Raw genomic sequence first — 25,503 nt, forward strand, 5'->3', positions numbered from 1 at the left:
ACGGATTTCGTTTCGCATCGAATTATGGACCTATCGATATGTTGAATACTGCTTTCGCCCCATGGCCCTCCTTCACAGAGCAAGAAGCCAATGCCGTCCGTGACGTCATTCTTTCCAACAAGGTGAATTACTGGACGGGCCAGCAATGCCGTGAGTTCGAGCGCGAGTTCGCCAGTTGGGCGCAGACCGACTACGCCGTCGCCGTGGCCAATGGCACCGTCGCTCTGGACCTGGCCCTCGAAGCGCTGGGGATCGGTGATGGCGACGAAGTCGTCGTCACCTCGCGCACCTTCCTTGCCTCCGTGTCGTCGATCGTCAATGCAGGCGCAGTGCCTGTCTTCGCCGACATCGACCGCGACTCGCAGAACATCACCGCCCAGACCATCGGTGCGGTCTTGACTGACCGAACCCGGGCCATCATCTGCGTACACCTTGCTGGCTGGCCGTGCGACATGGACCCCATCATGGCACTGGCCGAGAAGCATGGATTGAAGGTCATAGAGGACTGTGCCCAGGCGCACGGCGCACTCTACAAGGGGCGTGCCGTAGGATCGATTGGGCACGTCGGAGCCTGGTCGTTCTGCCAGGACAAGATCATGACCACCGGTGGCGAAGGTGGCATGGTTACCACCAACGACAAGGCGCTGTGGTCGGCCATGTGGTCGTACAAGGATCATGGCAAGAGCTGGGAGGCTGTCTACGAGCGGCAGCATCCGCCGGGTTTCCGCTGGTTGCATGAGAGCTTCGGGACCAACTGGCGGATGCTTGAAGTCCAGGGGGTGATCGGCCGCCTGCAATTGCAGCAGATGCCGCAATGGCAGGCGCAGCGAAGCGAAAATGCCCAGCGCATTCAGGCTACGGCGGCGCGACTGCCGGGTCTGCGTGTACCGCAGGTTCCAGGCGACGTTCGCCACGCCGCCTACAAGTACTACGTGTTCGTCGAGTCAGCGGCGCTGGCCGAGGGCTGGGATCGCGATCGTATCGCCCGGGAAATCAACGAGGCCGGCGTGCCGTGCTTCTCCGGTTCCTGCTCCGAGGTCTACCTGGAAAAAGCCTTCGACGGTACGGGCTGGCGCCCCGCGCAGCCGTTGCCGGTGGCCCATGAGCTGGGTGAGACCAGCCTGATGTTCCTGGTGCATCCAACATTGCGTGCAGAAGAGGTTCAGTTGACTTGTGATGTCTTGGCGTCGGTCATGGAACGTGCAGTAGCACGGTGAGTTGCCCAATGCCTGGGTGTGAAATGTTACTGAGGGATGTATGGACAGACTACGCTTAGGGTTGCTGAACCTGAACCGCAGGCAGAAGCGGCTTATCCAAGTCACCACAGATGTGGTCCTGGTGTGGGTCGCGCTATGGCTGGCATTTGCGGTTCGCCTGGGTGTCAGCGAAATGGATAACCCGATCACTGAGCATCCCTGGTTGTTCCTGAGTGCACCATTCACCGCCATACCGCTGTTCATACGCTTCGGCATGTACCGCGCCGTGATGCGCTACCTGGGCAATGACGCGCTGATTGCCATCGTCAAGGCGGTGACGCTGTCGTCGTTGATCCTGGGTCTGGTCATTTTCTGGTACAGCAATCATCTTCCGCTGGTGCCACGCTCGATCGTGTTCAACTACTGGTGGCTCAGCCTGATCATGGTCGGTGGCCTGCGTCTGGTCATGCGCCAGTACTTTCTGGGCGACTGGTTTGGTGCTCCGCCCAGTGCTCCGTTCGGTACGCGCGACAACGGCTTGCCGCGAGTGGCGATCTACGGCGCGGGCGCAGCGGGCAACCAACTGGTGGCGGCGTTGCGAATGGGCAAGATGATGAGGCCCGTCGCGTTCATCGACGATGACCCCAGCATCACCGACAGGGTCATTTCGGGTCTGCATGTCTACGGGTCCAACAAGATTCAACGAATGATCGATAACACCGGTGCAGAAGAATTGCTTCTGGCATTGCCTTCGGTCAGCCGTGCACGCAGGCGAGAGATTCTCGGCTATCTGGAAGGCTTCCCTTTGCACGTGCGCAGTGTCCCGGGCTTCATGGACCTGGCGAGCGGTCGGGTTAAGGTCGACGACATTCAGGAAGTCGACATTGCCGATCTGCTTGGCCGCGATGCCGTTCCCGCTCGGGCGGATCTGCTGGCGCACTGCGTGCAGGGACAGGCAGTATTGGTAACGGGGGCTGGGGGCTCTATCGGGTCAGAGCTGTGCAGGCAGATACTGAGCCTGCGACCGCGAGTGCTACTGCTGCTGGAACACAGCGAGTTTAACTTGTACAGCATCTTGTCGGAGCTGGAGCAGCGTATTGCGCGTGAGTCCTTCTCCATCAAGGTACTACCGATTCTTGGGTCGGTACGCAACGCGCATCAGTTGGTCGATGTTATGCGTACCTGGCGGGTTGACACCGTTTACCACGCTGCCGCCTACAAACACGTACCGATGGTCGAACACAATATCGCCGAGGGCATCCACAACAACGTTATGGGGACGCTTAACACGGCGCAAGCCGCTGTGCAGGCGGGCGTGCCGAACTTCGTGCTGATCTCCACCGACAAGGCGGTGCGCCCGACCAATGTAATGGGCAGTACCAAGCGCTTGTCGGAAATGTTGCTTCAGGCGCTGAGTAAAGAGGTAGCACCGGTGTTGTATAGCGACCATTCCAACGTTGCCCAGGTCAATAAGACGCGTTTTACCATGGTGCGTTTCGGCAACGTGCTGGGCTCTTCGGGGTCGGTCATCCCACTTTTCCATCGGCAGATCAAGGAAGGGGGGCCCGTCACGGTCACCCATCCCAAGATTACCCGGTACTTCATGACAATCCCCGAAGCGGCGCAGTTGGTCATCCAGGCTGGCTCCATGGGGCAGGGCGGAGACGTCTTCGTGCTAGACATGGGCGAGCCGGTGACGATTGTCGAGCTGGCCGAAAAAATGATCCACCTTTCCGGCTTCAGCGTGCGCTCGGAGAATAACCCGCACGGCGATATCGCTATCGAATTCACGGGTCTGCGGCCTGGCGAGAAACTTTATGAGGAGTTGCTGATCGGCGACAACGTGATCCCCACCGGACATCCGATGATCATGAGCGCTGTGGAGGATTTCCTCCCATGGGAGGCCCTCAAGGGTGCCTTGCAGGAGCTCATGCAGGCGGTTCAGCAAGACGACTTCGTGCAAGTGCGCAAGCTGCTGCGTGAGACGGTCGTCGGTTATACCCCTGAAGGAGAAATCGTCGACTGGATCCACCAGCAGCGTCGTCTGGAGGGGTGATGTCTCCGGCTGTCTGGGACGTGTCGCAACGGCCCAGACAGCCGGCGAGTCATTGTCGAGACCAGGTCAGTGCAGGCGTTGGAGGTCGATACTCATTAATTTCAGCGATGCTGTGGGCGGTACCGGCTCGTTGTGATCTGTGGCTCATCAATTACCTGACGACCTAGGGGCATCATGCTGAGCCACAAGGGAGTTGGACCGACTTCCATCCTCTCTGTTCCAATCCTACCGACCCCCTCCTCCCACGCGTTCGTGCCGTCTAGAATGACACTGCTCTGGCGTGTTGGTGCTCTGCCCGCATCAACATCTGCCTTGAATCTGTCTGCGCGAAGGCCAGGCAAAACGAAACGGGGCACGCAAGCGCGCACTACTGCAGCACATAATCTTTCCGAATTACTTTTGAGCGCCGTATGGGCGGGCGCACATGGATCTTAGATCGAGCACGGTCCCTCTACCACGTCTCAGGCGATATCCAGGCTCTGTCTGAAAAGCCTTGACACTCGGTGATGCTGAACTGAAACCGCCTGGATCGCCAGCCCGGTCGGAATGCTCATTTACAACCTGTAAAGTCGAGCGCGACTCCGACCGTTCCTCGGCGGGGCATCTAGTTCGGGCTGGTACCCCAAGCGGTTCACTCAGCAGTCTCACCGGACCATTTCTTCAAGTACTTAGGCTACTAAGCCTCAGCCTCGGCCCAGTGCGTAAGTACGGGTCAGCAACACTATTCTTGGCAGGCGAGACTCATCAGCGTCAGTGATTCTCTCCCACCGAGACTGTCTCTGATCGGGGCGTAGCGCGTACCTGATCGATCCAGACACTGTAGTAACCCAGCAGATACAGCATGAACGGCCCTGTCGACGGTGATGACAGGCCGTCCTGAAAGACATTGAATACCGTGAAGAATGGAATGATCATCGACGCCATCGCGATGTACATGCGACGTTGCATGGGCGTGACTTGCGGCGCCCTGAGATGGGGGTAGGTGATGCTCCAGAGAAACGCCAGATAGAAGATGCCTGGTAGTATGCCCATCTTCCAGAGAGCGCCCAGGTACTGATTGTGGGGGGTATAGCCCGAGGTACTTACATCATGAGTGAAGTAGTCCATGTGAGAATCAAACAGACCATAACCACTGAAACCTGTGCCGAAGATAGGGCTGTCCATCAAGTCATCGAACAGGATGAAGTAGAGTCCCAGGCGGCCAGATGACACGCCGTCCCAGTTACCACTTGTGATATTGTCGAGCATGATGGCCGACTTGGCAGTGAGTTCGATGAAGTAGTCAGAGAAGTTCACGAGAATGACGGTCGAGCCGACCGCGCCAAACAGTATCGCAAGCCACAGCCAGACAATGCGATTGACCGTCATTTTGCCTGCAGTTAAATAGCAGAGGAAGCTCAGCAGCATCCCGAAGACGGCCTGCCGAGAGCCGCTACCGAGTACCAGAATAACGCAGCAGAGCATACCGATACCCGCAACGATCACCAGCTTTTTCGGCGGCTTGAGGACGATGCCCAGTGCCAGCAACACCATGAATGAAAACGCAAAGAATACGGCGATTCCGTTGATGCCATTGCTGCCATGGAATTTCAGGCCAAGGAACGTTGGGGCGAACACGCCACCGTATATAAACTCTCCAGGAACCCGCTCGAACTCTTCAAAGGTGGCGATTGTACCTTTGAATATGAAGGCATCCAGTGTCGCCACACAGGCGGTGAATGTCAGCAGTACGATTAGCAGTGCGTTCAGTTTCTCAGGCTTGAAGCTCGTCAGGCCCTGTTGTCTGCCCAGCATGAAGACGAGGTAGGGCTTGAAGAAAAATGCGATTGAAAAAAGTGCCCGATCCAAGTTGCCTGGTTGATAGACCGTCTGAATCACCAGGAGTGATAGGATCGACAGGAGGATACAACTGAGGAGCCAAGTATTTATATACTTTGCAAAGAAGATCAAGTAAGGAACGGCGAGTAAGCACAGAATGTCCGCAGGCGCGATTTCCACACCCAGGCTGGGCACGAAGATGCGTAATGGAATGCATAGGAGGAGGGCGGCAATCAGCGAGGTCATCAAACGGCATTCCTTGAGTCGTGCGTTCTTCGATCAGACGGGGCGCAGGTACGCGGCAGTATTCGACGTAGGCCATCAGGTCGACCCGACATTGTTGCTGATTTCGACCGGCATGAACAAGCGCTTAGGCCTCCGTGGTGTGTAATTTAACTCGGCGTGACACCCCGATGCTCAACTGTTTCTGAGCGCCGTCATTCGCAAAGGGCACCGCCAGATCGCTCCCCGTAGACCGCAGCTCCGGCGCGCGGTCAGGGAGGCTTCACCAACTCGTCATCGAACTGCTCCTGCCTGGCCGGGCCCTGTACTACGCCTGCAAGGCGATTCAGAGTGGGTGCTGTGTAAAAGGTACTTACGTCTGATTTGGTAAATAGTCACTGAGTCGGCATCCACTCCGTATTCAGGCTACGAAACAACCGCTCCATGGGCGAATAGTCGTGACAATTTAATTTCCCCCTTCGGCTCATGCTCTGGGCCATCCGATAGCACCAGAGCCGCTGGCGGATATTACGGCTGGCATAATGGCTGCCCTGGTCGCTATGAAACAGCACTGCTTGTGGTCTGCCACGCATCTCGTAAGCCCGTCGAGCGCCTTGACTACCAGCTCGGCATCAGGCCTGGCGGACATCGCCCAACCACCACTGTGCGGCCGTTCAACTTCAAGACCACAGCCAGATAGCTCCATCGACCGTAGTCTTCTTATACGCATGAGCACCGGGCTGTTTGCTGATCACTCTTTGTTCCTTCATCAATCTTCTGGCTGTGAAAAGTCCGAAGCTAGGCTCTATTTGAAAAGCTTGAGAAGAAGGTTAGGCAAGGCGAAAACTGCCGAGGAACGGTCGGAGTCGCGCTCAACTTTACGGGTTGTAAATGAGCATTCCGACCGCGCGGGCGCTCCAGGCGGTTTTCAACGCAGCATCACCGAGTATCAAGTCTTTCAGACAGAGCCTAACGCCTTCGTCCCGGAGCATGGCAACCAGACTGCGGCTACCCGCTGAGCCACGGCTTTGGCTGTACAGCTCGTTAACACCGCTGCGTAAGTTCACTTGGCGGACATTGACATGACGCCGCCGGGCCATGCACCTCTTGCTCACGTCATATCCGAACACAAAATTTCTGACAACCCGCCGATGACGTCTGCGAGATGGCGTTATTAGCGGCCATGACTCGGCTCGGTCGTGCGCAGGATCTCGCAACGCTAAGTTACGTCTGATCCAGTAAACATTTTTCGCCACGACGCTATGGCGGGACTGAATTAAGGCGGGTAGCTTAGAAAAGCAGCTCAGGAAATGGCTGCATCACGGAAACCATTCACAGGAGTGATATTTTCATGCGTAAGACACTACTCAATGCTTTGCTTCTGCCGCTGTTCACAGGAGTGGCGTTCACTGTCCATGCGATCCCACCCAGCAAAGCGACGACTCCGCCCTCATTCAGTAGCCCAAGCCATGAGCAGACTATAAATTTGAATACCGCTAGCGCAGAAATTCTGCAAAGAGAGTTGAGCGGGATAGGAAAAGCGAAAGCTGAGGCTATTATCGCGTACCGCGATGCCAACGGAGGTTTTCAGACGGTGGACGAGTTGCTGGAGGTCAAGGGGGTGGGGAGCGCACTGGTAGAGCGCAATAAAAATAGACTGACAGCTCCATAACTCCAGTTGGAAGGCCAAGGCCGCAGTAAGTGCCTTGGCCCCGCTCTGAAACTCTTATCGATCGCGCGCATCCTTGGCGTCCGCCTCGGCATTGCGTTCATGCACTTTCCTCAACTGCTCGTCCGTCAGCGGCAATTTCTTCGCGGTATCGCGCAGCATCATCAGCCCACCCACGATGGAGCCGATGGCTACGACGAGTATCAGCCAGGCGTACCAGGGCATCGTCGTTCTCCTGATCTTCAAAATACTGCGTGTCATGACATTCGACCGACAGCGCCAGTCGTACGTTCCCCGACATACGCTCAGGCACGTGTGAACAGTATCATTGCGTATCCCCAATCGACTCGCCACTTCGTTTACAATGCGCGCCGTTCACGACTTGCCACAGAGATCCGACCATGTCCGCCTGCCAGACGCCCCTGATCGTCGCCCTCGATTTCCCGACCCGTGAGGCCGCCTTGAAGCTGGCTGACCAGCTCGATCCTGCACTGTGCCGGGTCAAGGTGGGTAAGGAGCTGTTCACCAGTAGCGCATCCGGTATCGTCGAGACCCTTTGTGCCAAGGGCTTCGAGGTGTTCCTCGACCTGAAATTCCATGACATCCCCAACACCACGGCCATGGCGGTCAAAGCGGCTGCCGAGATGGGTGTATGGATGGTCAACGTGCACTGCTCTGGCGGCCTGCGCATGATGTCTGCATGCCGTGAAGAATTGGCCAAGCGCAGCGGTCCGCAGCCACTGTTGATCGGGGTGACCGTGCTGACCAGCATGGAGCGCGAGGACCTGGCCGGTATCGGCCTGGATGTCGTTCCACAGGAGCAGGTGCTGCGCCTCGCTGCGCTGGCGCAAAAGGCTGGAATGGACGGCTTGGTGTGCTCGGCCTTGGAAGCTCCGGCGCTCAAGGCAGCCCATCCGTCGCTGCAACTGGTGACTCCGGGCATTCGCCCGGCAGGCAGTGCACAGGACGATCAGCGTCGCATTCTCACGCCGCGCCAGGCACTTGAAGCGGGCTCCGACTACCTGGTTATCGGTCGCCCGATCAGCCAGGCCGCGGATCCGGCGCAGGCGCTGGCTGCCGTGGTGGCCGAGATTCGTGCCTGATTGAGGCCAGTGGGGGCCGCATTGCGGCCCCCAGCACGGTCAAACCTTCAACACCAGCTTGCCGAAGTTTTCCCCGCTGAACAGCTTGAGCAGCGTTTCCGGGAAGGTCTCCAGGCCTTCGACCACATCCTCCTTGCTCTTGACCTCGCCACTGGCCAACCAGCCAGCTATTTCCTGCGCAGCCTTGCCGTACTCCTTGACGTGGTCCATCACCACGAAGCCTTCCATGCGTGCACGATTGACCAGCAGCGACAGGTAATTGGCCGGTCCTTTTACCGCTTCCTTGTTGTTGTACTGACTGATGGCCCCGCAGATGACCACGCGCGCCTTGAAATTAAGACGGCTGAGTACCGCGTCGAGGATATCGCCGCCGACGTTGTCGAAGTACACATCAACGCCCTTGGGGCACTCGCGCTTGAGGCCCGCCAGCACGTCCTCGGCCTTGTAGTCGATGACGCCGTCGAAGCCCAGTTCGTCCTTGAGGTACTGGCACTTCTGGGCACCACCGGCGATACCCACCACGTGACAACCTTTGATCTTGGCGATCTGTCCGGCGATGCTGCCCACAGCGCCTGCCGCACCGGAAATGACCACGGTATCGCCGGCCTTGGGTTGTCCTACTTCGAGCAGGGCGAAGTAGGCGGTCATGCCGGTCATCCCCAGCGCAGACAGATAGCGGGGCAGGGGGGCCAGGTTCGGGTCGATCTTGTGCATGCCCTGCGGGGTGCCAGTGAAATAGTCCTGTATGCCAAGCGCACCGCTGACATGGTCACCAGGCTTGTAGTCCGGATGGTTGGACGCGACGACCTCACCTACACCCAAAGCACGCATCACGTCGCCCAGCCCGACCGGCGGAATATAGGATTTGCCTTCGTTCATCCAGCCGCGCATGGCCGGGTCCAGCGAAAGGTAGAGGTTGCGCACCTGGATCTGGCCGTCCGCCGGTTCGCTCGCCGGAACCTGTTGATAGTCGAAGTCTTCCCGCCGGACGGCGCCGGTCGGTCGCTTGGCCAGCAAGAAGCGGCGGTTGGTCTGGGTCATGGAACGTCTCCGGGTAGATGGCAAAGTCTGTTGATAAACCGTCGAGTCTTACTGTTCAAGCCTGACCTGAATGGCGAATGCTCGTCGATCCAGCAGAGTGATTGAGTGCCATGCATAAAATCACCACCGACGATGTTACTGCAACGGTAGCTCTGATGATGCTGCCCTGTGTCCGGTTGTGCTGGGTAGACTCACCCGCCATGAGCCTTCATGAAAAACGGAGTGTGCGATGAGCATGACATTTTCTGGCCAAGTCGCTTTGGTTACCGGTGGTGCGGCGGGCATAGGGCGGGCGACGGCACTGGCGTTCGCTGCACAGGGGCTGAAGGTGGTGGTGGCCGACGTGGATGCGGTCGGTGGCGAAGCGACGCTGGGGTTGATCCGTGAAAGCGGCGGCGATGGTCTGTTCGTCGCCTGCGATGTTACCCATGACAGCGATGTGCGCCAGCTCCACGAGCGCATCGTCGCGGCGTACGGTCGACTGGACTACGCCTACAACAATGCCGGAATCGAGATCGAGAAGGGCCGCCTCGCCGAAGGCAGCGAAGCCGAGTTCGACGCGATCATGGCGGTCAACGTCAAGGGCGTGTGGCTGTGCATGAAGTACCAGTTGCCGCTAATGATGGCCCAAGGCGGCGGCGCTATCGTCAATACCGCGTCGGTCGCAGGCCTTTGCGCGGCGCCCAAGATGAGCATTTATGCAGCGTCAAAGCATGCCGTGATCGGCCTGACCAAGTCGGCGGCCATCGAATACGCGAAAAAGGGTATTCGGGTCAATGCGGTGTGTCCGGCGGTGATCGATACCGATATGTTCCGCCGTGCTTACGAGGCCGACCCGCGCAAGGCAGAGTTCGCCGCAGCGATGCATCCGGTCGGGCGCATCGGCAAGGTCGAAGAGATCGCCAGCGCGGTGCTGTACCTGTGCAGTGATGGCGCGAAGTTCACCACTGGCCATAGCCTGACCGTGGATGGCGGCGCTACCGCCATCTGAGCCTTGGCCCGGCGCCGATCAGTGCAAGGGCCACCAGCGCGCATCCCAGCAACAGGGCGGCACCGAACAACTGCAGAGCGATGTGGGCACCCAGTCGATCGCTGAGCAACCCGGTGAAGACGACTGGCAGGCTGAATCCCAGATAGGCGAGAAGAAAGAACCCGGCGCTGGCGCGCGGCTTCTCCGTGGCACCCAGGGCATTGACCGCCGCCAGACCGCCCAGGTAGATGAAGCCGTAGCAGGCGCTGCTGGCGGCCACTGCCCCGATCAACACGGCCATCAGTCTGCCGCTATCGGCCCCCCAGGCCAACAACAGGAAGCTGGGCGGCAGAATGACCAGCCCCAGCAGAGTCGCCAGCCTGCTGTTCAGGCGTCGGGCCAGCGGCTGGAACAGCACGCCGCAACTGATCACGCAGAAGGTAGAGAACCCTGACCATTGATCCAGGCCGTGTTGTCGCAGCACGCCCGGCACCAGCGCGATCACCAGCCCGGTGCAGGCCCAGGCCAGCAGAATGGCCAGCCCATAGGGCAAGCTGCCGGCTGGATAGCAGGGCAGGCGCAGCATCGGCGTGCGATGTGCATTGCGCTGGTCGGGCAGGCGCCAGACCAGGAACAACGCAGTGGCTGCCAGCGCCAGGTGTAGAGGGAAACTGAGTGGAGTCAGGCTTGGACCACACAGTAGGAACAGGCTGGTCAAAGCCGCCCCCAGGCCGAAGCCCAGCGACGTGCTGGCAGTGACCCAATTCGCCGCCCGTGTGGTGTCGCCATCGCCTTGCAGTTCGCCCATGTAGGCCGTGGCGAGGGTGGTCGAAAGCGCGGTGCCCACGCCCATCAGCAGCCGCGCCAGGGCCAGCGTCTGTAGTCCAGGCGCGAACATGACGAGCGTGGTGGCGATCATCGACAAGATCAGTGCGACCCTGATCAGCAGTCGGCGGCCCACCCGGTCGGCCAGCCCGCCAAACGCCAGGAGTACGGGCAGCACCCCCAGCACGTAGCTGGAGAAGGCCAGGGCGGTGGCGGCGGCACCGTATCCCGAGAGGGTGGCGTAGGTGGTGTAGAGCGGGGCTTGCAGGTTCACCGCCAGGGTGATCAGGCAAAGGGCAAAAGCCAGGCGTGCGGGCATGGGAGGTCCGTCTGGAAGTGGTGGATCAGGTGGTAAACACGGGGGAGCCCCGTGCAATCAGCTTCGGTTCATGGCCTTGCACAGGCAAGGCACACCTCACGGGGATTTGTGATTAACTGTTCGCTAAAAATCATCGAACACTTTGCCATGCACCTGACTCTGGATCGTCTCGCCGCCACACCCTTGGCCCAGCAACTCACTGAACAGCTGCAAGCCTGGATCGAGCAGCAGCGCCTGCGTCCTGGCACGCGCCTACCCTCCATTCGCAGCCTGGCCCGCACCCTGGCGATCAGCCATGGCTGTGTGATCGATGCCTATGATCGACTGGTCGCCAGCGGTTGGCTCGAAGCGCGCCATGGGGCCGGGTTTTTCGTCGCCGAGCGGATGTCTACCTACGCTCGAGACGATGCGCTGGCCTGGGGCGATGCCATCGATGGCAGTTGGCGGCAGTTCAGTGACGCCCATCCAGCACTGCTCAAGCTCGGTTGCGGCTGGTTGCCCGACGCCTGGCAGGCGCAGGAGGCGCTGGCCCAGGCGATACGTCAGGTGAGTCGCGGCGACCCGCAAGACTTGCTCCGCTACTGCCCGCCATTGGGAATGGCCGGGCTGCGGCAGCAGTTGCTCAAGCGTCTGGCGCAGTTGCAGATTCCCAGCGAGCCGGAGGGCGTGCTCACCACACAGGGCGCCAGCCACGGGCTGGACCTGCTGGTGCGCACGCTGCTCGTACCAGGAGATGCTGTGATCGTCGAAAGTCCCGGCTACTACAACTTGTTCAGCCTGTTGCGCCAGCACCAGGTGCGCATGCTGCCCTTGCCCCGCACCGCGACCGGGCCCGATCTGCAGGCGCTCGAGCAGCTTCTGGCTGAGCACCGGCCGCGCTGCCTGTTCATCAACAGCCTGTACCAGAATCCCACGGGTACCAGCCTCAGCCCCAAGACGGCCTATCGCGTGCTGGAACTGGCACGCGAGCATCATCTGCGGATCATCGAGGACGATATCTACGCCGACTTCCAGGATGGCCCCGCCACTCGCCTGGCGACGCTGGACAGCGAGCGGCAGGTGATCTACTTGTCCAGCTTCTCCAAGACATTGAGCAGTGCGCTGCGCGTGGGCTTTATCAGTGCAGATCCCGAACTCATTGCGCGCCTGGCGCAATTGAAGATGGTGACCGGCATTGGCACTTCCAGGTTCGTCGAGCAGGTGGTCGGACACCTGCTCGGCAATGGCAGCTATCGCAAGCATGTGCAGCGGGTGCGCGGGCGTCTGGCCGAGCACATGGCGAAGGCGTTGGGACAACTGGAAACCCATGGCTGGGAGGTACTCTGCGAACCCTACGGCGGCCTGTTCGTCTGGGCGCGCATGCCGGGTCGGGATTTCGCCTGGCTCGACCGCCTGGCCCTGGAGCATTCGGTACTGCTCACGCCCGGCAGCGCCTTCGACCCCGTGGGCGGGCAAAGCGAGTGGCTGCGCATCAACGTCGCCTATGCACAGAACAGACGCGCCCAGGCGTTTCTCGCCGCTGCTGGACGACTTACAGTTAGCTGAAAACGACAGGTTCATAGCTATTTGACACCATTCTGACCGCAGGGCCTTGTGACCCGAGCCATGCGGTTGTCACTCTTGTGCCTTCGGCAACACCTAAGGGCGAGGGGGAGTGGCGATGACGTCGACCAAGCGCGGTAGTCTGGCCAACCTGGGCATGGCCCGCAAACTCGGCCTGGGCTTTGCTCTGGTACTGCTGCTGACGTTGGCCGTGGCGGCCATCGGCATCCAGGCCTTGAGCAAGGTCGGCCAGCGTTTCGACGCGTTGCACCAGATGGGCGAGGTCAAGGCCGATCTGCTCAGCCTGCGCGAGCACGAACAGGCCTTCGCCTTACGCTCGGACATCAAGCAAGCCGAGGCGCTGCGCGCCGGCTTACAGGCGTTGATCGAGCGCGTCCGGGGTATTCCCGTATTGGCGGCGGGCGAAGCCGACCTGCATGCCTACGGCCAGGCGTTCGATGCCTTTGTCGAGGCGGTGCAGGGCAAGGAGCTGGCGCTGGACACCGCTGCGTGGTCGGTCTCCAGTGTGGCCGGTAACCTCGATGTGCTGCAGTCGGGCTTGGCCGACGATGGCGCCGATGCCCTCAAGCAATCCCAAGGCCAGCAGGGCAGCGCGATGCTTGAACAATCCACCCAAGTGGCACAGGTCTCGCGCTTGATGCTGCAGGCCATGGATGCTGCGCGGGTGCGCCTGGAGCAGGCACGCAAAGGCGATGAGTCGATTGACCAAGGGCGCATCGCGCAGACCGTCGAGGCCGCGAATCTGGTCGATGAACTCAAGACATCGGTTGCCGACACCAGTTACCAGAGCCTGCTCGGTGAGGTGGCCGGCCATATCGCCTCGTTCTCCGAAAAGCTCGATGAGTACACGGCCGAACTGGGCAAGGAGCAGGACATCAAGGCGCAGTTGCAGGCCAGCGCCGCACAGGTCACGGCACGCATCGACCAGGCTTACGATGCGCAGCAGGCGGCGATGCGCCAGGAACTCACCCACAACACGCTGGCCATCGCGCTGGCCACGGCGTTGGCCTTGCTGGTCGGGATTGTCGCTGCCTGGCTGATCACCCGCGCCGTGGTGGCGCCGCTCAAACGTGTGATCGCCAGTGCGCAGCGCATTGCCGCAGGGGATCTGTTGGTCGATGCGCAGGTTGCCGGGCGCGACGAGGTGGGCCAGTTGACCCTGGCCATGCAGCAGATGGCCGCTGGGCTGTCGGGCATCGTCAGTGGTTTGCAGCAGGGCATCGAACAATTGGCTGGTAATGCTCAGGCATTGTCGGCGGTGACCGAGCAGACCAATCGCGAGGTCGGCAGTCAGAAAGAGGAAACCGAGCAGGTCGCCACCGCCATGCAGCAGATGACGGCTACGGTGCACGATGTGGCGCGCAACGCCGAGGAAGCGGCCCAGGCGGCCCAGCAGGCCGACGACAAGGTCGAGTCCGGTCAGCAGGTGGTGCGCCAGAGCATGCAGCGTATCGAGCAACTGGCGCAGGCGGCGGAAACCGCCAGTGCCGGCATCGACAGCCTGAGTGCCGAGATTCACACCATTGGCGATGTGCTGGAAGTGATCAAGAGCGTGGCCGAGCAGACCAACCTGCTGGCGCTCAATGCGGCTATCGAAGCAGCGCGTGCTGGTGAGCAGGGTCGCGGTTTCGCGGTGGTCGCCGACGAAGTGCGCGCGTTGGCGCGCCGCACCCGTCAATCGACCGAGGAAATCGAGCGTTTGGTGGCGAGCCTGCGCGGCAACGCGCAGCAGTCGGTGACGCAGATCCGTGGCAGTACCGAGTTGGTGCGTCTGGCGGTGGCCGATGCGCTGCACACCGAAAGTGCCCTGGGCAGCATCGCGGCTGCCGTGTCATTGATTCAGCAAATGAACCAGCAGATCGCCGCAGCGGCCGAGCAACAGAGCTCAGTGGCCGAAGAGATCAGCCGCAGCGTCACGCAGATTCGTGGCAGCGCCGATCAGGCGGCGCTGGCCATGCAGGACACGGCGCGTTCGAGCGTCGAGTTGGCGCAATTGGGCGATGAACTCAAGGGGATGGTGGGGCACTTCAGGCTGCATTGAAAGACTGTAGTGGTCTGTTCGTGTCCCGCCCCACGATCCCAGGGAGGGTTCATCGCCGCCGTGACGTTCATCCGGCCTTGCGCGGACTCAGAATCATCAAGGTGATCACTCCCGCCACGATGCCCCAGAACGCCGACCCGATGGAAAACAGCGTCAGCCCCGAGGCCGTCACCATGAAGGTGATCAGTGCCGCTTCGCGCTCGCGGGCCTCGCTCATGGCCACGCTCAGGCCGTTCATGATCGATCCGAACAGCGCCAGGGCCGCGATCGACAGCACCAATTCCTTGGGCAGCGCGGCGAACAATGCCGCCAGTGTGGCGCCGAAGACTCCGGCGATACCGTAGAAAATCCCGCACCAGACGGCAGCGGTGTAGCGCTTGGCCGGATCCTCGTGGGCGTGTGGGCCGGTGCACATTGCGGCGCTGATCGCTGCCAGGTTGACGCCGTGGGCGCCGAAGGGGGCCAGCACCAGCGAGGCCAGGCCGGTGGCCGAGATCAGCGGCGAGGCGGGCACCTGGTAGCCGTCGGCGCGCAGCACGGCGACGCCGGGCATGTTTTGCGAAGTCATCGCCACCACGAACAGCGGGATGGCGATGCTGATGGTCGCCGCCAGCGAGAAACTCGGTGTGGTCCACACCGGCCGTGCCACTTGCAAGTCGAAGTGGCTGAAGTCCAGCAAGCCCAAGGCGCCGGACAATGCGCTGCCGACCAGCAGGGCGGCGAGCACGCAGTAGCGCGGTGACAGGCGCTTGACCAACAGGTAGCTGAAGAACATGCCCAGCACCAGCAGGGTGCGATGTTGCGCAGCGACGAAGATTTCGCTGCCGATCTTGAACAGGATGCCGGCCAGCAGGGCCGAGGCCAGCGACGCGGGAATGCGGCGAACCAGGCGCTCGAAGCTGCCGGTCATTCCGCAGATCACCACCAGCGCGGCGCAGGTGACGTAGGCACCGATGGCCTCGGCGTAATTGACCCCACCCAGGCTGGTGATCAGCAGCGCCGCGCCCGGTGTCGACCAGGCCACGGTGATCGGCGTGCGATAGCGCAGCGACAGGCCGATGCTGCACACCGCCATGCCGATCGACAGCGCCCAGATCCAGGAGGAGATCTGCGCATTGCTCAGGCCGGCGGCCTGGCCGGCCTGGAACATCAGCACCAGCGAACTGGTGTAGCCGGTGAGCATGGCGATGAAGCCGGCCACCACGGCCGACGGCGAGCTGTCGGCCAGTGGACGCAGGGGCGTGGAAGTGGCGTCGGTCACGGTGCATTCCTTGTGCAATGGGGCATTTCGCGCAGACTAACGCGCAGCGACCTGCCGCGCGCCATACAGCGACCATTGCATTTAGCCGTACAGTCCTCAACTATGGAGCGCTGACTTGCAGCTGCGCAGGAGGGGAGGGGCGATGTACAAGGTGTATGGGGACTATCAGTCAGGCAACTGCTACAAGGTCAAGTTGATGCTCAGTCTGCTGGGACGGCCGTGTGAGTGGCACCCGGTGGACATCCTCAAGGGCGAAACCGAAACACCGGAATTTCTCGCGCGCAATCCCAACGGCAAGGTTCCCGTGCTGGAGCTCGAAGACGGTACCTGCCTGTGGGAATCCAACGCCATTCTCAATTTTCTCGCCGATGGCAGCGAGTTTCTGCCCACCGAGCCGCGTTTGCGTACCCAGGTGCTGCAATGGCAGTTTTTCGAGCAGTACAGCCATGAGCCCTACATCGCGGTAGCGCGCTTCATCCAGTTCTACCTGGGGCTGCCGCAGGAGCGCCTGGAGGAATACCGCAAGCTGCACAAGGGCGGCTACAAGGCCCTGAGGGTCATGGAACGGCAGTTGCACATGACGCCGTACCTGGTGGGCGAGCAGTACTCGATCGCCGATGTCGCGCTCTATGCCTATACCCATGTGGCCCACCAGGGTGGCTTCGATCTGGCCGAGTATCCCGCCGTGCGCGCCTGGCTGGAGCGGGTCGCCAGTCATCCCCGGCACGTGCCGATGGTGGGCTGACTCAGATCGAGCCGAAGCGCTTGTCCAAGTAGGCGATGATGTCGTTGGACTCGTACATCCAGGTGGTCTTGCCGTCTTCCTCGATACGCAGGCACGGCACTTTCACCCGCCCGCCGCCGTCTTGCAGTGCTTGACGGTGCTGCGGGTCGTTCTTCGCATCGCGCAGTGCCACCGGCACGTTGAGCCGGTGCAGGGCGCGGCGGGTCTTGACGCAGAACGGGCAGGCATGGAACTGGTACAGCGCCAGCCCTTTGGCCTGCTGCTCGACCTGGGCCTGGGCGGCAGCGTCACGCTTGCGCTTGGCCGGGCGGCTGATCCAGTCGCCGAACACGATGAGCTGGCCGAGGCCGACCCGCAGGGCTTTGACGATCATGGGCTACTCCTGAGCTTGGGGGGGCACGAAGGCCAAATAAAAAGCCGACCCCGAGGGGCCGGCTGCAGGGCGACGCCGATCACTTGATCAGGCTGAGGAACTCACTGCGAGTAGCGGCATTGGCACGGAATTCGCCAAGCATCACCGAGGTGATCATGCTGGAGTTCTGCTTTTCCACACCGCGCATCATCATGCACATGTGCTTGGCCTCGATGACCACGGCCACACCGGCTGCGCCAGTGACCTGCGAGATGGCCTCGGCGATCTGACGGCTGAGGTTCTCCTGGATCTGCAGGCGACGTGCGTACATGTCGACGATCCGTGCCACCTTGGACAGTCCCAGCACCTTGCCCTTGGGCAGATAGGCCACGTGGGCCTTGCCGATGAACGGCAGCATGTGGTGCTCGCACATCGAATACAGCTCGATATCGCGGACCAGCACCATTTCGCTGTTGTCGGAAGTGAACAACGCGCCGTTGGTGACTTCTTCCAAGGTTTGCTCATAACCGCGGCAAAGGTACTTCATGGCCTTCGCGGCCCGCTTGGGCGTGTCGAGCAGGCCCTCGCGGGAGACGTCCTCGCCAATCTGGCTGAGGATCTCGGTGTAGTTCTGTTCCAGGGACATGGATCTACCTGTGGGAAAAAACGCAAAAACGAAGGGTACGGCGGCGCACGCGGCGCTGCAAGCGCGATTACTCGTCGCGGCCTTCGAGCATGGTCCGCTTGAGCATCACGTAGAGCGCACCCGTGCCACCATGGCGGGCCTGGCACGACGCGAATCCAAGCACCTGCGGGTGCTGGCGCAACCAGGTGTTGACGTGGCTCTTGATCATCGGCCGCTTGCCATCCAGGCGGGCCGCCTTGCCGTGGGTGACCCGCACACAGCGTACTTCCAGGCGGGTGGCTTCGGCGATGAAGGCCCACAGCGTCTCGCGGGCGCGCTCGACGGTCATGCCATGCAGGTCGAGGCTGCCTTCGAAGGCGATCTGGCCAAGCTTGAGCTTGCGGATCTGGCTTTCCTGAACGCCGTCACGGCGCCACATGAGCTCGTCTTCAGCACCCACGTCGATGACGAACTGGTCCGACAGACCGTCGACCACCAGCGCTTGGCCGGTGCGCACGCTGGCGGCCTGACGCAGGCCGGCCAATTGCGTGCGGTCAGCCTTGGGCTTGCCCACTTCGGCACGGTCATGAGCGATGGGCTTGACGCCGCGCACTTCGCTGCGGAAGAGGGAAAAGTCGTCGTCTTGCATGGGAGCCTCCACGTGGGCGGCGTAGTCTACGCGATCGGCGCTGGGTCGTCAGCAGACGCGCCAGCGCACGCCTCGGCGTGTGGGGACTTCAGTCGTGTTTCTTCATCAGGTGCGGCGACAGGTTGAGGTCGCGACTGCGGCGCAGGCGAATGCGGCTCAGGCGCCAGAAGCGCACGCCCAGGTAGAGCAGCAGCAGGCCGAGCGCGACGAGAATCGCCGCCAGGCTGTGATTGGCGTTCAACTCGGCCAGGGCTTCGTAGTTGCCCAGCAGGCCCGCAATGCCCGCCATGGCCAGAAGAATGCCCACTGTGGCCAGCAGCGCCGACAGTGCAGCCGCCAGGCGCACGCCCCAGTTGCCCGCTGGGTGTGGGCGCAGGCGTTTGGCATCGAAACTGCCTTTGAGCTTCATTCCGTATTCCTCTCTCGGTATCGGAATTCGACCTGCGCCGACCCGTGCGGTTCCGCCCGGCGGCCGGGCGCTGGGGCGATCAGATCAGGCTGTCGGTGGGCGCTACGCAGGCGAAGTTGTCGGCCATGACCGCCATCTCGCTGCGGTGAATCTGCGCGGCCGGGATGACCGTGTCCTTGAACGCCAGGTCGCGGGTGGCGGAGGCGTCCTCGACCAGCGTGCAGCGGTAGCCGTAGTCCTTGGCGCGGCGCACGGTGGTGCTGACGCTGGAGTGGCTCATGAAGCCGCAGACGATCAGGTCCAGGTGGCCGAGCCGCTGCAAGGTTTCGTGCAGGCTGGTGTTCTTGAAGGCATTGGGCATGCGCTTTTCGATGACCACTTCGTCACCCTGTGGCTCCAGGCCCGGGATGAACTCCCCGGCAGGGCCCTGTGGGTCGAAGCGTCCGCCCACCGTACCGAGGTGGCGGACATGAATGATCGGGCGACCGGCCTTGCGGGCCGCGTCGAGCAACCGGGCAATGTTCGCCACGGCCTCGTCCATGCCCGAGAGTGCCAGCGGACCGCTGAGGTACTCCTTCTGCGCGTCGATGACGATCAGGCTGGCTTGGCTCAACCGGGCCGGCGGGTAGTCGCGACCGGTGAGGCGGAACATCGTGGTTGGAACGGACATCGAGGGCTCCTCGGGAAGGGCTTACATCGCGCTATTGTCACTTGCCCAGGCGCCAATGTGAATGGTTGACAACGCAGACGGCGCCGTTACTGGCCTGTGGCTACCTGAGCGGCGGGCGATGGAACATTTCAGCCAGTGGACTGGTAGACTTTTGCACAGTCTGAAAAGGAGTACTTTGTGATCACTTCCCGCCTGCGCACCCTGCGCGACCATATTCGCTGGGCTGTCAGCCGTTTCCATGAGCATGAGCTGTTCTTCGGCCATGGTGCCGACAACGCCTGGGACGAGGCCCGCCTGCTGGTGCTGGGGGCCGTGCATCTGCCCTGGCAGATGGCTGACAGCTACCTGGACTGCCAGTTGGAAGATGACGAGCGCGTGCGTCTGCAGCACCTGCTCAAGCGCCGCATCGAAGAACGTGTGCCCACCGCTTACCTGCTGGGCGAAGCCTGGTTCTGCGGCATGTCGTTCATCGTCGACGAACGCGTACTGGTGCCGCGCTCACCGATTGGCGAACTGATCGAGAAGCGCTTCGAGCCCTGGCTGGCCAGTGAGCCGGCGCGCATTCTCGACCTGTGCACGGGGTCCGGCTGCATCGGCATCGTCGCGGCTGACGTCTTCCAGGACGCCGAGGTGGTACTGGCCGACCTGTCGTTCGACGCCCTGGAAGTGGCCAACCGTAACATCGAGCGTCATGGCCTGGAGCAGCGTGTCTTCACGGTACAGGGCGATGGCTTCGCCGGCCTGCCGGGGCAGCGCTTCGACCTGATCCTGTCCAATCCGCCGTATGTGGATGCCGAGGATTTCGCCGACATGCCCGCCGAATACCAGCACGAACCGGAGTTGGGCCTGGCGTGCGGCAACGATGGGCTGGACCTGGTACGGCGCATGCTCGCCGAGGCGGCCGATCACCTGACGGAAAAGGGCTTGCTGATCGTCGAAGTGGGCAACAGCCAGGTGCATGTCGAAACCCTGTACCCGGAAGTGGATTTCACCTGGCTGGACTTCGAGCGTGGTGGCCATGGCGTGTTCATGCTCACGGCGCAGCAGTGCCGCAACCATCAGGAACTGTTCGTCTCGCGGGTCTAGGACCAGGCCTGGCGGGCGTGTGGCCCGCCAGGCACATTCAGCGTGTGGCGATCCAGATCAGCAGGCCTGCCTGAAAGACTGCAAAGGCCACCAGGCAGGTAATGGTGAAGCGCAGCCCGCTGTCCTCGCGGCGATACTTGGCCACACGCTCGTCACGTTCGCGCAGTTGCACGTCTTTCTCATGCAGTTTCTGATCGGCCTGCTGCAGCAAGGTTGCAGCCTCGAGCATGTCGACGCGCTGCAGCTTGTCGTTGCTCCAGCCGCCCTTGAGCTGGCCCACGGACGTTTCCACGGTACGCGCCTTGAGCGTCTGGCCATCGGCGTATTCCACCTCGATGCCAACGCTGCGCAACACATGGTCGCGACGCAAGCGGGTGTCCTCGTTGAGGGCATCTTTGTTCGGCAACGCCATGCCTTCGACGCGATAGTGCGACCACTTGCGTTGCAGCCACTGCACGGCCTGGGTCAGCAAGTACCGGCCCAGACCACGATTGAGCGGCTCGAGTTGCAGGCCGGCCGGATCGCCGATGCGCACCAGGTGCTGCTCATGGTCGACGCGCACATCCAGTCGATTCTGTTCCTTGCGCACCTTCTGTGCGGGCAGAAGAATTTCCAGGCGCAACAGGCTGTTGGCCTTGTCATGCCGTTCGGCATAGCCCAGTTGGACGAAGCGCAGCGGTCGCGCGCCGGTGCTGCGGTCGGTGGGCAGCGGCGCCAGGCGCAGCAACTGGAAGTGCTCGGCGGTCAGGTCCGCCCAGGGCAGCGGGGGGCTTTCGGGCGGTTGTTGTTCGGTCGCCTCGGTGGCGGGAGTATCGGTCATCAGGCCATCCTCGATTGCGTGGGTCGGTGACAGCCAAGCGCCTGGCCCGGTTTCACCGCCTGTTGCCCTGCGTTATCGGCAGGGCGGGGCAAGACCTGAGGAGGGTGTCGATCAGGCCGACTGCAATTGCTTGATGAACGCGACGATGCGTTCGCCCAGCTCGCGGGCCAGGGGCAGGTCAGGGTTGCTGTAGCTGTCGCGCTGCGCGCTCATGGCCTTGGGACTGATGCGCAGCATGTGGTTCATGCCGTCGATCAATACCAGTTGCGCATCGGGTTTCGCCGCCTTGAGGCGTTCGGCGTCTTCGACCTCGACCTGCACGTCGTTACGCCCCTGCACGATCAGCGCCGGCACCTGCAACTGAGCGAACGCTTGGGCGGGATCCTGGCGGAACAACGAGATCAAGTAGGGTTGCACCGTCGGGCGGAACACTTCGCGCAAAGGCGCCGGCACGTCCAGGCTGGTCTGCCCGGCCTGCAGGCGATCGAGCAGGCGATTGCCGCGGGCCAGCTGCGCCGGTGACAGGCGCTGGGCGAGTTGCTCGCGCAACACGTCGGCGATGGGGCGTCCGCTGCCGGCCAGGGTGATCACGGCGCGGGCATCGGCTTGTGGCGCGGCGAGGCTGGCGATCAGCGCGCCTTCGCTGTGGCCAATCAGAATGAGCGGCCCGAAGCGCGGGTCGGACTGCAGCAGATGTGCCCAGGCCACCACGTCGGCGACATAGCCCTCCACGCTCAGATCGCGCTCGTCCGGCGCGGCAGGGCGGCTGGTCGCGACGCCGCGCTTGTCGTAGCGCACGCTGGCGATGCCTTGGCTGGCGAGCAGTTGCGCCAAGCGCTTGAGGTTGTCGATGCGTCCCGAGGCGGGGTTGTTGCCGTCGCGGTCGGTGGGACCGGATCCGGAAATGATCAAGGCCACCGGCACGGGCGTGTCTTGCTGGGGCAGCAGCAGGCTGCCATGCAGCACGCCAGTGCCGGTGTCCAGGTCGATGGGGCGTTTGATGACGGTGGCGGGGCTGGCCTGGGCCAGGCCGGTGCAGAACAGCAGGAACAGGGCGACGAAGCGCATCGGCGAATACTGCGTGGGGAGATGCTCGTTTTGACCGGGGGGCCAAGCGAAGGTTCTCGGGTTTTTTGTCGCAGGGGCGCGGCTTTCCGTATACTGGCGACCTTCTCAAGTTCAGGCTGATTTCGCGGAGCGTCCATGTCCGGCAATACCTACGGCAAGCTGTTCACCGTCACCACCGCAGGCGAAAGCCATGGTCCCGCGCTGGTCGCCATCGTCGACGGCTGCCCGCCCGGTCTGGACATCACCCTGGCCGACCTGCAACGTGACCTGGATCGGCGCAAGCCCGGCACCAGCCGCCACACCACCCAGCGTCAGGAGGCCGACGAAGTCGAGATTCTTTCCGGGGTATTCGAGGGGCGCACCACCGGTTGCTCGATTGGTCTGCTGATCCGCAATACTGATCAGAAATCCAAGGACTACTCGGCGATCAAGGATCTGTTCCGCCCGGCCCACGCCGACTACACCTATCACCACAAGTACGGTGAGCGCGACTACCGCGGTGGTGGCCGCAGCTCGGCGCGCGAAACCGCCATGCGCGTGGCGGCCGGTGCCATCGCCAAGAAATTCCTGGCGACCCAGGGTATTCGCGTGCGCGGCTACATGAGCCAGTTGGGTCCGATCGCGATTCCGTTCAAGACCTGGGACAGTGTCGAGCAGAACGCGTTCTTTTGCCCGGACCCGGACAAGGTGCCGGAACTGGAGGCCTACATGGACCAGTTGCGCCGCGACCAGGACTCGGTCGGTGCCAAGATCACCGTGGTCGCCGAAGGGGTGATGCCTGGCCTTGGCGAGCCGATATTCGACCGTCTGGATGCCGAGTTGGCCCACGCCCTGATGAGCATCAATGCGGTGAAAGGCGTCGAGATCGGCGCCGGTTTCGCCAGCATTGCCCAGCGGGGCAGCGAGCACCGCGACGAGATGACGCCCGAGGGCTTCCTCAGCAACAACGCGGGCGGCATTCTTGGCGGCATTTCTTCGGGTCAGCCGATCGTGGCCCATCTTGCGCTCAAGCCGACCTCCAGCATCACCATTCCCGGACGCTCCATCGATGTCGATGGCAATGCGGTGGAGGTGGTGACCAAGGGCCGTCATGATCCCTGCGTGGGCATTCGGGCCACGCCCATCGCCGAGGCCATGATGGCGATCGCCTTGATGGATCACCTGCTGCGCCACCGCGCGCAGAACGCCGATGTGAAGGTGACCACGCCGGTACTCGGTCTGCGCTGATCCACCTGCTGCGGCTCTGTCGCACCCCGGTGTGACGGAGTCGGAGCAGGTTATTCCCTGGTCCACCCATGTCTTCCATCCCCTACTGGCGCCTGTCCAGCTTTTACCTCAGCTACTTCGCCCTGTTGGGCGCCACTGCACCGTTCCTGGCCCTGTACTTCGATCATCTGGGGTTTGCTCCGGCACGCATCGGCGAGCTGGTGGCCATTCCCATGCTCATGCGCTGCGTGGCCCCGAACTTATGGGGGTGGCTGGGTGATCGCAGCGGTCGCCGGCTGTTGATCGTGCGCCTGGGCGCACTGTGCACGCTGGGTGCGTTTTCGCTGATCTTCTTCGCCAAGAGCTACGCCTGGCTGGCGCTGGTCATGGCCTTGCATGCGTTTTTCTGGCATGCCGTGTTGCCGCAGTTCGAGGTGATCACCCTGGCTCACCTGCATGGCCAGACCTCGCGCTACAGCCAGGTCAGGCTGTGGGGTTCGATCGGCTTCATTCTCGCTGTCGTGGGCCTGGGACGATTGTTCGAGTGGTTGAGCCTGGATATCTATCCGCTGGCGGTGGTGGGCATCATGGCCGGCATCCTCGTCGCCAGCCTTTGGGTTCCCAATGCGCAGCCGGCGGAGCATGCAGTGAGACCTGCTGGCGAAGGCTTTCTGGCGCAACTGCGGGCTCCGGGCGTGTTGGCGTTCTATGGGTGCGTGGCACTGATGCAATTCAGTCATGGGCCTTACTACACGTTCCTCACCCTGCATCTGGAGCACTTGGGCTACAGCCGTGGCGCCATCGGCCTGCTGTGGGCGCTGGGGGTGGTGGCCGAGGTGCTGATGTTCCTGTTGATGAGCCGGGTGTTCGCGCGCTCGAGCATACGCGCTGTGCTGCTGGTGAGCTTCCTGCTTGCCACACTGCGCTGGCTGCTATTGGGCAGCCTGGCCGAAGTGCCGGCCGTGCTGATTTTCGCGCAATTGCTGCACGCGGCGACCTTTGGTTGCTTTCATGCCGCGGCCATCGCCTTCGTCCAGTCCAGCTTCGGGGCGCGGCAACAGGGGCAAGGGCAGGCGTTGTACGCTGCGCTTTCCGGAACCGGCGGCGCGTTGGGTGCACTGTTCTCCGGTTATGCCTGGAGCGGCCTGGGCCCGTCATTCACCTTTGGTATGGCCAGCCTCGCGGCGCTGGCCGCAGCCGTTATCATTGCCCGCCATTGTCCACCGAGCAGGAGCACCCCCTGATGAGCATTCTCAGCGTTTTCCAGTGCAGCAGCCCACAGCTGCCGTACAAGGTGCTGACCCACCACGACGACATCGTTGCAACGTTGGCCGAACATGGCGTGCGGTTCGCCCACCAGAGTCTTCCGTGGTCTATCCGGCCAGGTAATGCCCAGCAACAGGTTCGCGACGAGGCGGGTGAGTGGATCGATGGGCTAATGGCTGAGCATGGCGCCACATCATGGACGTTGCTCGATTGTGAGGAAGAATTGCCTGACGCTGGCGGCTGGTGCGAGGAGCACGTTCACAACGCGCTTGAGGTGTTTGCCGTGATGGCGGGGCGTGCTCAGGTCAGCCTGCGGGTAGGCGATCAGGTGTTCGCAGTAGTGTGCGAGAGGGGCGATATTCTGCACGTGCCAGCCGAAATACGGCGCTGGATCAACCTGGGTGACAGGCCGTTCTGCCTGGCGCTGCGCCTCACCGGGAACGGTCAGCCCGCGAAATTCACAGGGGATGACTTGTGCCGCGAACTTCCTGGGATGGCTGAGCTCTAACGCTCCACGCAACGA

The 25,503-nt window shown here is 62.0% G+C and carries 24 protein-coding genes and 3 pseudogenes; 13 read left to right on the plus strand and 14 right to left on the minus strand.

The window, feature by feature from the left end:
- Positions 1–38: 38 nt before the first annotated feature.
- Positions 39–1,217: a DegT/DnrJ/EryC1/StrS family aminotransferase gene (locus ACK2SD_RS08120; RefSeq protein WP_412461847.1), complete on the plus strand. Its 1,179-nt coding sequence runs from the start codon at positions 39–41 to the stop codon at positions 1,215–1,217.
- A gap of 40 nt (positions 1,218–1,257) precedes the next feature.
- The gene (locus tag ACK2SD_RS08125; RefSeq protein WP_412461848.1) at positions 1,258–3,252 is read left to right on the plus strand and encodes a polysaccharide biosynthesis protein; all 1,995 of its coding nucleotides are present in this window, start codon (positions 1,258–1,260) and stop codon (positions 3,250–3,252) included.
- Positions 3,253–4,002: 750 nt separating this feature from the next.
- Here the strand turns inward: ACK2SD_RS08125 and ACK2SD_RS08130 are convergent.
- The 3 genes and pseudogenes from ACK2SD_RS08130 to ACK2SD_RS08140 form a co-directional block, all read right to left on the minus strand.
- Positions 4,003–5,316: an O-antigen ligase family protein gene (locus ACK2SD_RS08130; protein ID WP_412461849.1), complete on the minus strand. Its 1,314-nt coding sequence runs from the start codon at positions 5,314–5,316 to the stop codon at positions 4,003–4,005.
- Between the two features lie 380 nt (positions 5,317–5,696).
- Positions 5,697–6,000, minus strand: a pseudogene (locus ACK2SD_RS08135) (DDE-type integrase/transposase/recombinase); the annotation flags it as partial.
- Positions 6,001–6,263: 263 nt separating this feature from the next.
- A pseudogene (locus tag ACK2SD_RS08140) lies at positions 6,264–6,389 on the minus strand (IS3 family transposase); the annotation flags it as partial.
- 254 nt (positions 6,390–6,643) lie between these two features.
- Here ACK2SD_RS08140 and ACK2SD_RS08145 point away from each other — a divergent pair.
- The gene (locus ACK2SD_RS08145; protein ID WP_412461850.1) at positions 6,644–6,964 is read left to right on the plus strand and encodes a ComEA family DNA-binding protein; all 321 of its coding nucleotides are present in this window, start codon (positions 6,644–6,646) and stop codon (positions 6,962–6,964) included.
- A 54-nt stretch (positions 6,965–7,018) separates the two neighbouring features.
- On the opposite strand, the gene ACK2SD_RS08150 is transcribed toward ACK2SD_RS08145, so the two are convergent.
- Positions 7,019–7,186 (minus strand): DUF2897 family protein, encoded by a 168-nt coding sequence (locus tag ACK2SD_RS08150; RefSeq protein ID WP_342650968.1) that lies wholly within the window; start codon positions 7,184–7,186, stop codon positions 7,019–7,021.
- A 176-nt stretch (positions 7,187–7,362) separates the two neighbouring features.
- Between ACK2SD_RS08150 and pyrF the strand changes: the two genes are divergently transcribed.
- A complete protein-coding gene (gene pyrF / locus ACK2SD_RS08155; protein ID WP_342650969.1) occupies positions 7,363–8,064 on the plus strand; it encodes an orotidine-5'-phosphate decarboxylase in 702 nt (233 codons plus the stop codon).
- Between the two features lie 39 nt (positions 8,065–8,103).
- Here the strand turns inward: pyrF and ACK2SD_RS08160 are convergent, their stop codons facing one another.
- Positions 8,104–9,105: an NADP-dependent oxidoreductase gene (locus ACK2SD_RS08160; protein ID WP_412461851.1), complete on the minus strand. Its 1,002-nt coding sequence runs from the start codon at positions 9,103–9,105 to the stop codon at positions 8,104–8,106.
- A 229-nt stretch (positions 9,106–9,334) separates the two neighbouring features.
- Between ACK2SD_RS08160 and ACK2SD_RS08165 the strand changes: the two genes are divergently transcribed.
- Complete coding sequence (locus ACK2SD_RS08165) at positions 9,335–10,096, plus strand: SDR family oxidoreductase (protein WP_412461852.1); 762 nt, start codon at positions 9,335–9,337, stop codon at positions 10,094–10,096.
- Here ACK2SD_RS08165 and ACK2SD_RS08170 read toward each other — a convergent pair.
- A complete protein-coding gene (locus ACK2SD_RS08170; protein ID WP_412461853.1) occupies positions 10,083–11,219 on the minus strand; it encodes an MFS transporter in 1,137 nt (378 codons plus the stop codon). The genes ACK2SD_RS08165 and ACK2SD_RS08170 overlap by 14 nt on opposite strands.
- Positions 11,220–11,366: 147 nt before the next feature.
- Between ACK2SD_RS08170 and ACK2SD_RS08175 the strand changes: the two genes are divergently transcribed.
- The 3 genes and pseudogenes from ACK2SD_RS08175 (at position 11,367) to ACK2SD_RS08185 (ending at position 14,823) form a co-directional block, all read left to right on the plus strand.
- The gene (locus ACK2SD_RS08175) at positions 11,367–12,764 is read left to right on the plus strand and encodes a PLP-dependent aminotransferase family protein (protein WP_412461854.1); all 1,398 of its coding nucleotides are present in this window, start codon (positions 11,367–11,369) and stop codon (positions 12,762–12,764) included.
- A 970-nt stretch (positions 12,765–13,734) separates the two neighbouring features.
- Positions 13,735–13,911, plus strand: a pseudogene (locus ACK2SD_RS08180) (HAMP domain-containing protein); the annotation flags it as partial.
- 204 nt (positions 13,912–14,115) lie between these two features.
- Positions 14,116–14,823, plus strand: a complete 708-nt coding sequence (locus tag ACK2SD_RS08185) for a methyl-accepting chemotaxis protein (RefSeq protein WP_412462287.1) — start codon at positions 14,116–14,118, stop codon at positions 14,821–14,823.
- 67 nt (positions 14,824–14,890) lie between these two features.
- On the opposite strand, the gene ACK2SD_RS08190 is transcribed toward ACK2SD_RS08185, so the two are convergent.
- Positions 14,891–16,084: a benzoate/H(+) symporter BenE family transporter gene (locus ACK2SD_RS08190; protein WP_412461855.1), complete on the minus strand. Its 1,194-nt coding sequence runs from the start codon at positions 16,082–16,084 to the stop codon at positions 14,891–14,893.
- Between the two features lie 142 nt (positions 16,085–16,226).
- Here ACK2SD_RS08190 and ACK2SD_RS08195 point away from each other — a divergent pair, with 142 nt between their 5' ends.
- Positions 16,227–16,829, plus strand: a complete 603-nt coding sequence (locus tag ACK2SD_RS08195) for a glutathione S-transferase family protein (protein WP_039579205.1) — start codon at positions 16,227–16,229, stop codon at positions 16,827–16,829.
- Between the two features lies 1 nt (position 16,830).
- Here ACK2SD_RS08195 and ACK2SD_RS08200 read toward each other — a convergent pair whose 3' ends face one another.
- The 5 genes from ACK2SD_RS08200 to ACK2SD_RS08220 form a co-directional block, all read right to left on the minus strand.
- Positions 16,831–17,202 (minus strand): glutaredoxin family protein, encoded by a 372-nt coding sequence (locus ACK2SD_RS08200; RefSeq protein ID WP_039579203.1) that lies wholly within the window; start codon positions 17,200–17,202, stop codon positions 16,831–16,833.
- 79 nt (positions 17,203–17,281) lie between these two features.
- Positions 17,282–17,827 carry a GTP cyclohydrolase I FolE gene (gene folE, locus ACK2SD_RS08205; RefSeq protein ID WP_039579200.1) on the minus strand — a complete coding sequence of 182 codons (546 nt, stop codon included), beginning with the start codon at positions 17,825–17,827 and terminating at the stop codon, positions 17,282–17,284.
- Between the two features lie 67 nt (positions 17,828–17,894).
- Positions 17,895–18,455, minus strand: a complete 561-nt coding sequence (locus ACK2SD_RS08210; protein WP_039579196.1) for a Smr/MutS family protein — start codon at positions 18,453–18,455, stop codon at positions 17,895–17,897.
- An 88-nt stretch (positions 18,456–18,543) separates the two neighbouring features.
- Positions 18,544–18,864 (minus strand): hypothetical protein, encoded by a 321-nt coding sequence (locus tag ACK2SD_RS08215; protein WP_412461856.1) that lies wholly within the window; start codon positions 18,862–18,864, stop codon positions 18,544–18,546.
- A gap of 79 nt (positions 18,865–18,943) precedes the next feature.
- Positions 18,944–19,534 (minus strand): cysteine hydrolase family protein, encoded by a 591-nt coding sequence (locus ACK2SD_RS08220; RefSeq protein ID WP_295482611.1) that lies wholly within the window; start codon positions 19,532–19,534, stop codon positions 18,944–18,946.
- Between the two features lie 177 nt (positions 19,535–19,711).
- Between ACK2SD_RS08220 and prmB the strand changes: the two genes are divergently transcribed.
- Positions 19,712–20,620, plus strand: a complete 909-nt coding sequence (gene prmB, locus ACK2SD_RS08225) for a 50S ribosomal protein L3 N(5)-glutamine methyltransferase (protein WP_317872280.1) — start codon at positions 19,712–19,714, stop codon at positions 20,618–20,620.
- Between the two features lie 37 nt (positions 20,621–20,657).
- Here prmB and ACK2SD_RS08230 read toward each other — a convergent pair whose 3' ends face one another.
- The gene (locus ACK2SD_RS08230) at positions 20,658–21,440 is read right to left on the minus strand and encodes a hypothetical protein (protein ID WP_039579187.1); all 783 of its coding nucleotides are present in this window, start codon (positions 21,438–21,440) and stop codon (positions 20,658–20,660) included.
- Between the two features lie 111 nt (positions 21,441–21,551).
- On the minus strand, positions 21,552–22,508 hold the full coding sequence (locus ACK2SD_RS08235; protein WP_412461857.1) for an alpha/beta hydrolase: 957 nt from the start codon (positions 22,506–22,508) through the stop codon (positions 21,552–21,554).
- Between the two features lie 135 nt (positions 22,509–22,643).
- Between ACK2SD_RS08235 and aroC the strand changes: the two genes are divergently transcribed.
- From aroC to ACK2SD_RS08250, 3 genes are all read left to right on the plus strand, one after another.
- Positions 22,644–23,735, plus strand: coding sequence for a chorismate synthase (aroC, locus tag ACK2SD_RS08240; protein ID WP_029613746.1), 1,092 nt, complete (start codon positions 22,644–22,646; stop codon positions 23,733–23,735).
- Between the two features lie 68 nt (positions 23,736–23,803).
- Positions 23,804–24,958 carry an MFS transporter gene (locus ACK2SD_RS08245; RefSeq protein WP_412461858.1) on the plus strand — a complete coding sequence of 385 codons (1,155 nt, stop codon included), beginning with the start codon at positions 23,804–23,806 and terminating at the stop codon, positions 24,956–24,958.
- Positions 24,958–25,488, plus strand: a complete 531-nt coding sequence (locus tag ACK2SD_RS08250) for an oxidase (protein WP_412461859.1) — start codon at positions 24,958–24,960, stop codon at positions 25,486–25,488. Before ACK2SD_RS08245 ends, ACK2SD_RS08250 begins: the two co-directional genes overlap by 1 nt.
- The last annotated feature ends 15 nt before the right edge of the window (positions 25,489–25,503 follow it).

Origin of the sequence: Pseudomonas sp. SC11 (genome assembly GCF_047039205.1) — a bacterium.
GTDB lineage: Bacteria > Pseudomonadota > Gammaproteobacteria > Pseudomonadales > Pseudomonadaceae > Aquipseudomonas > Aquipseudomonas boreofloridensis.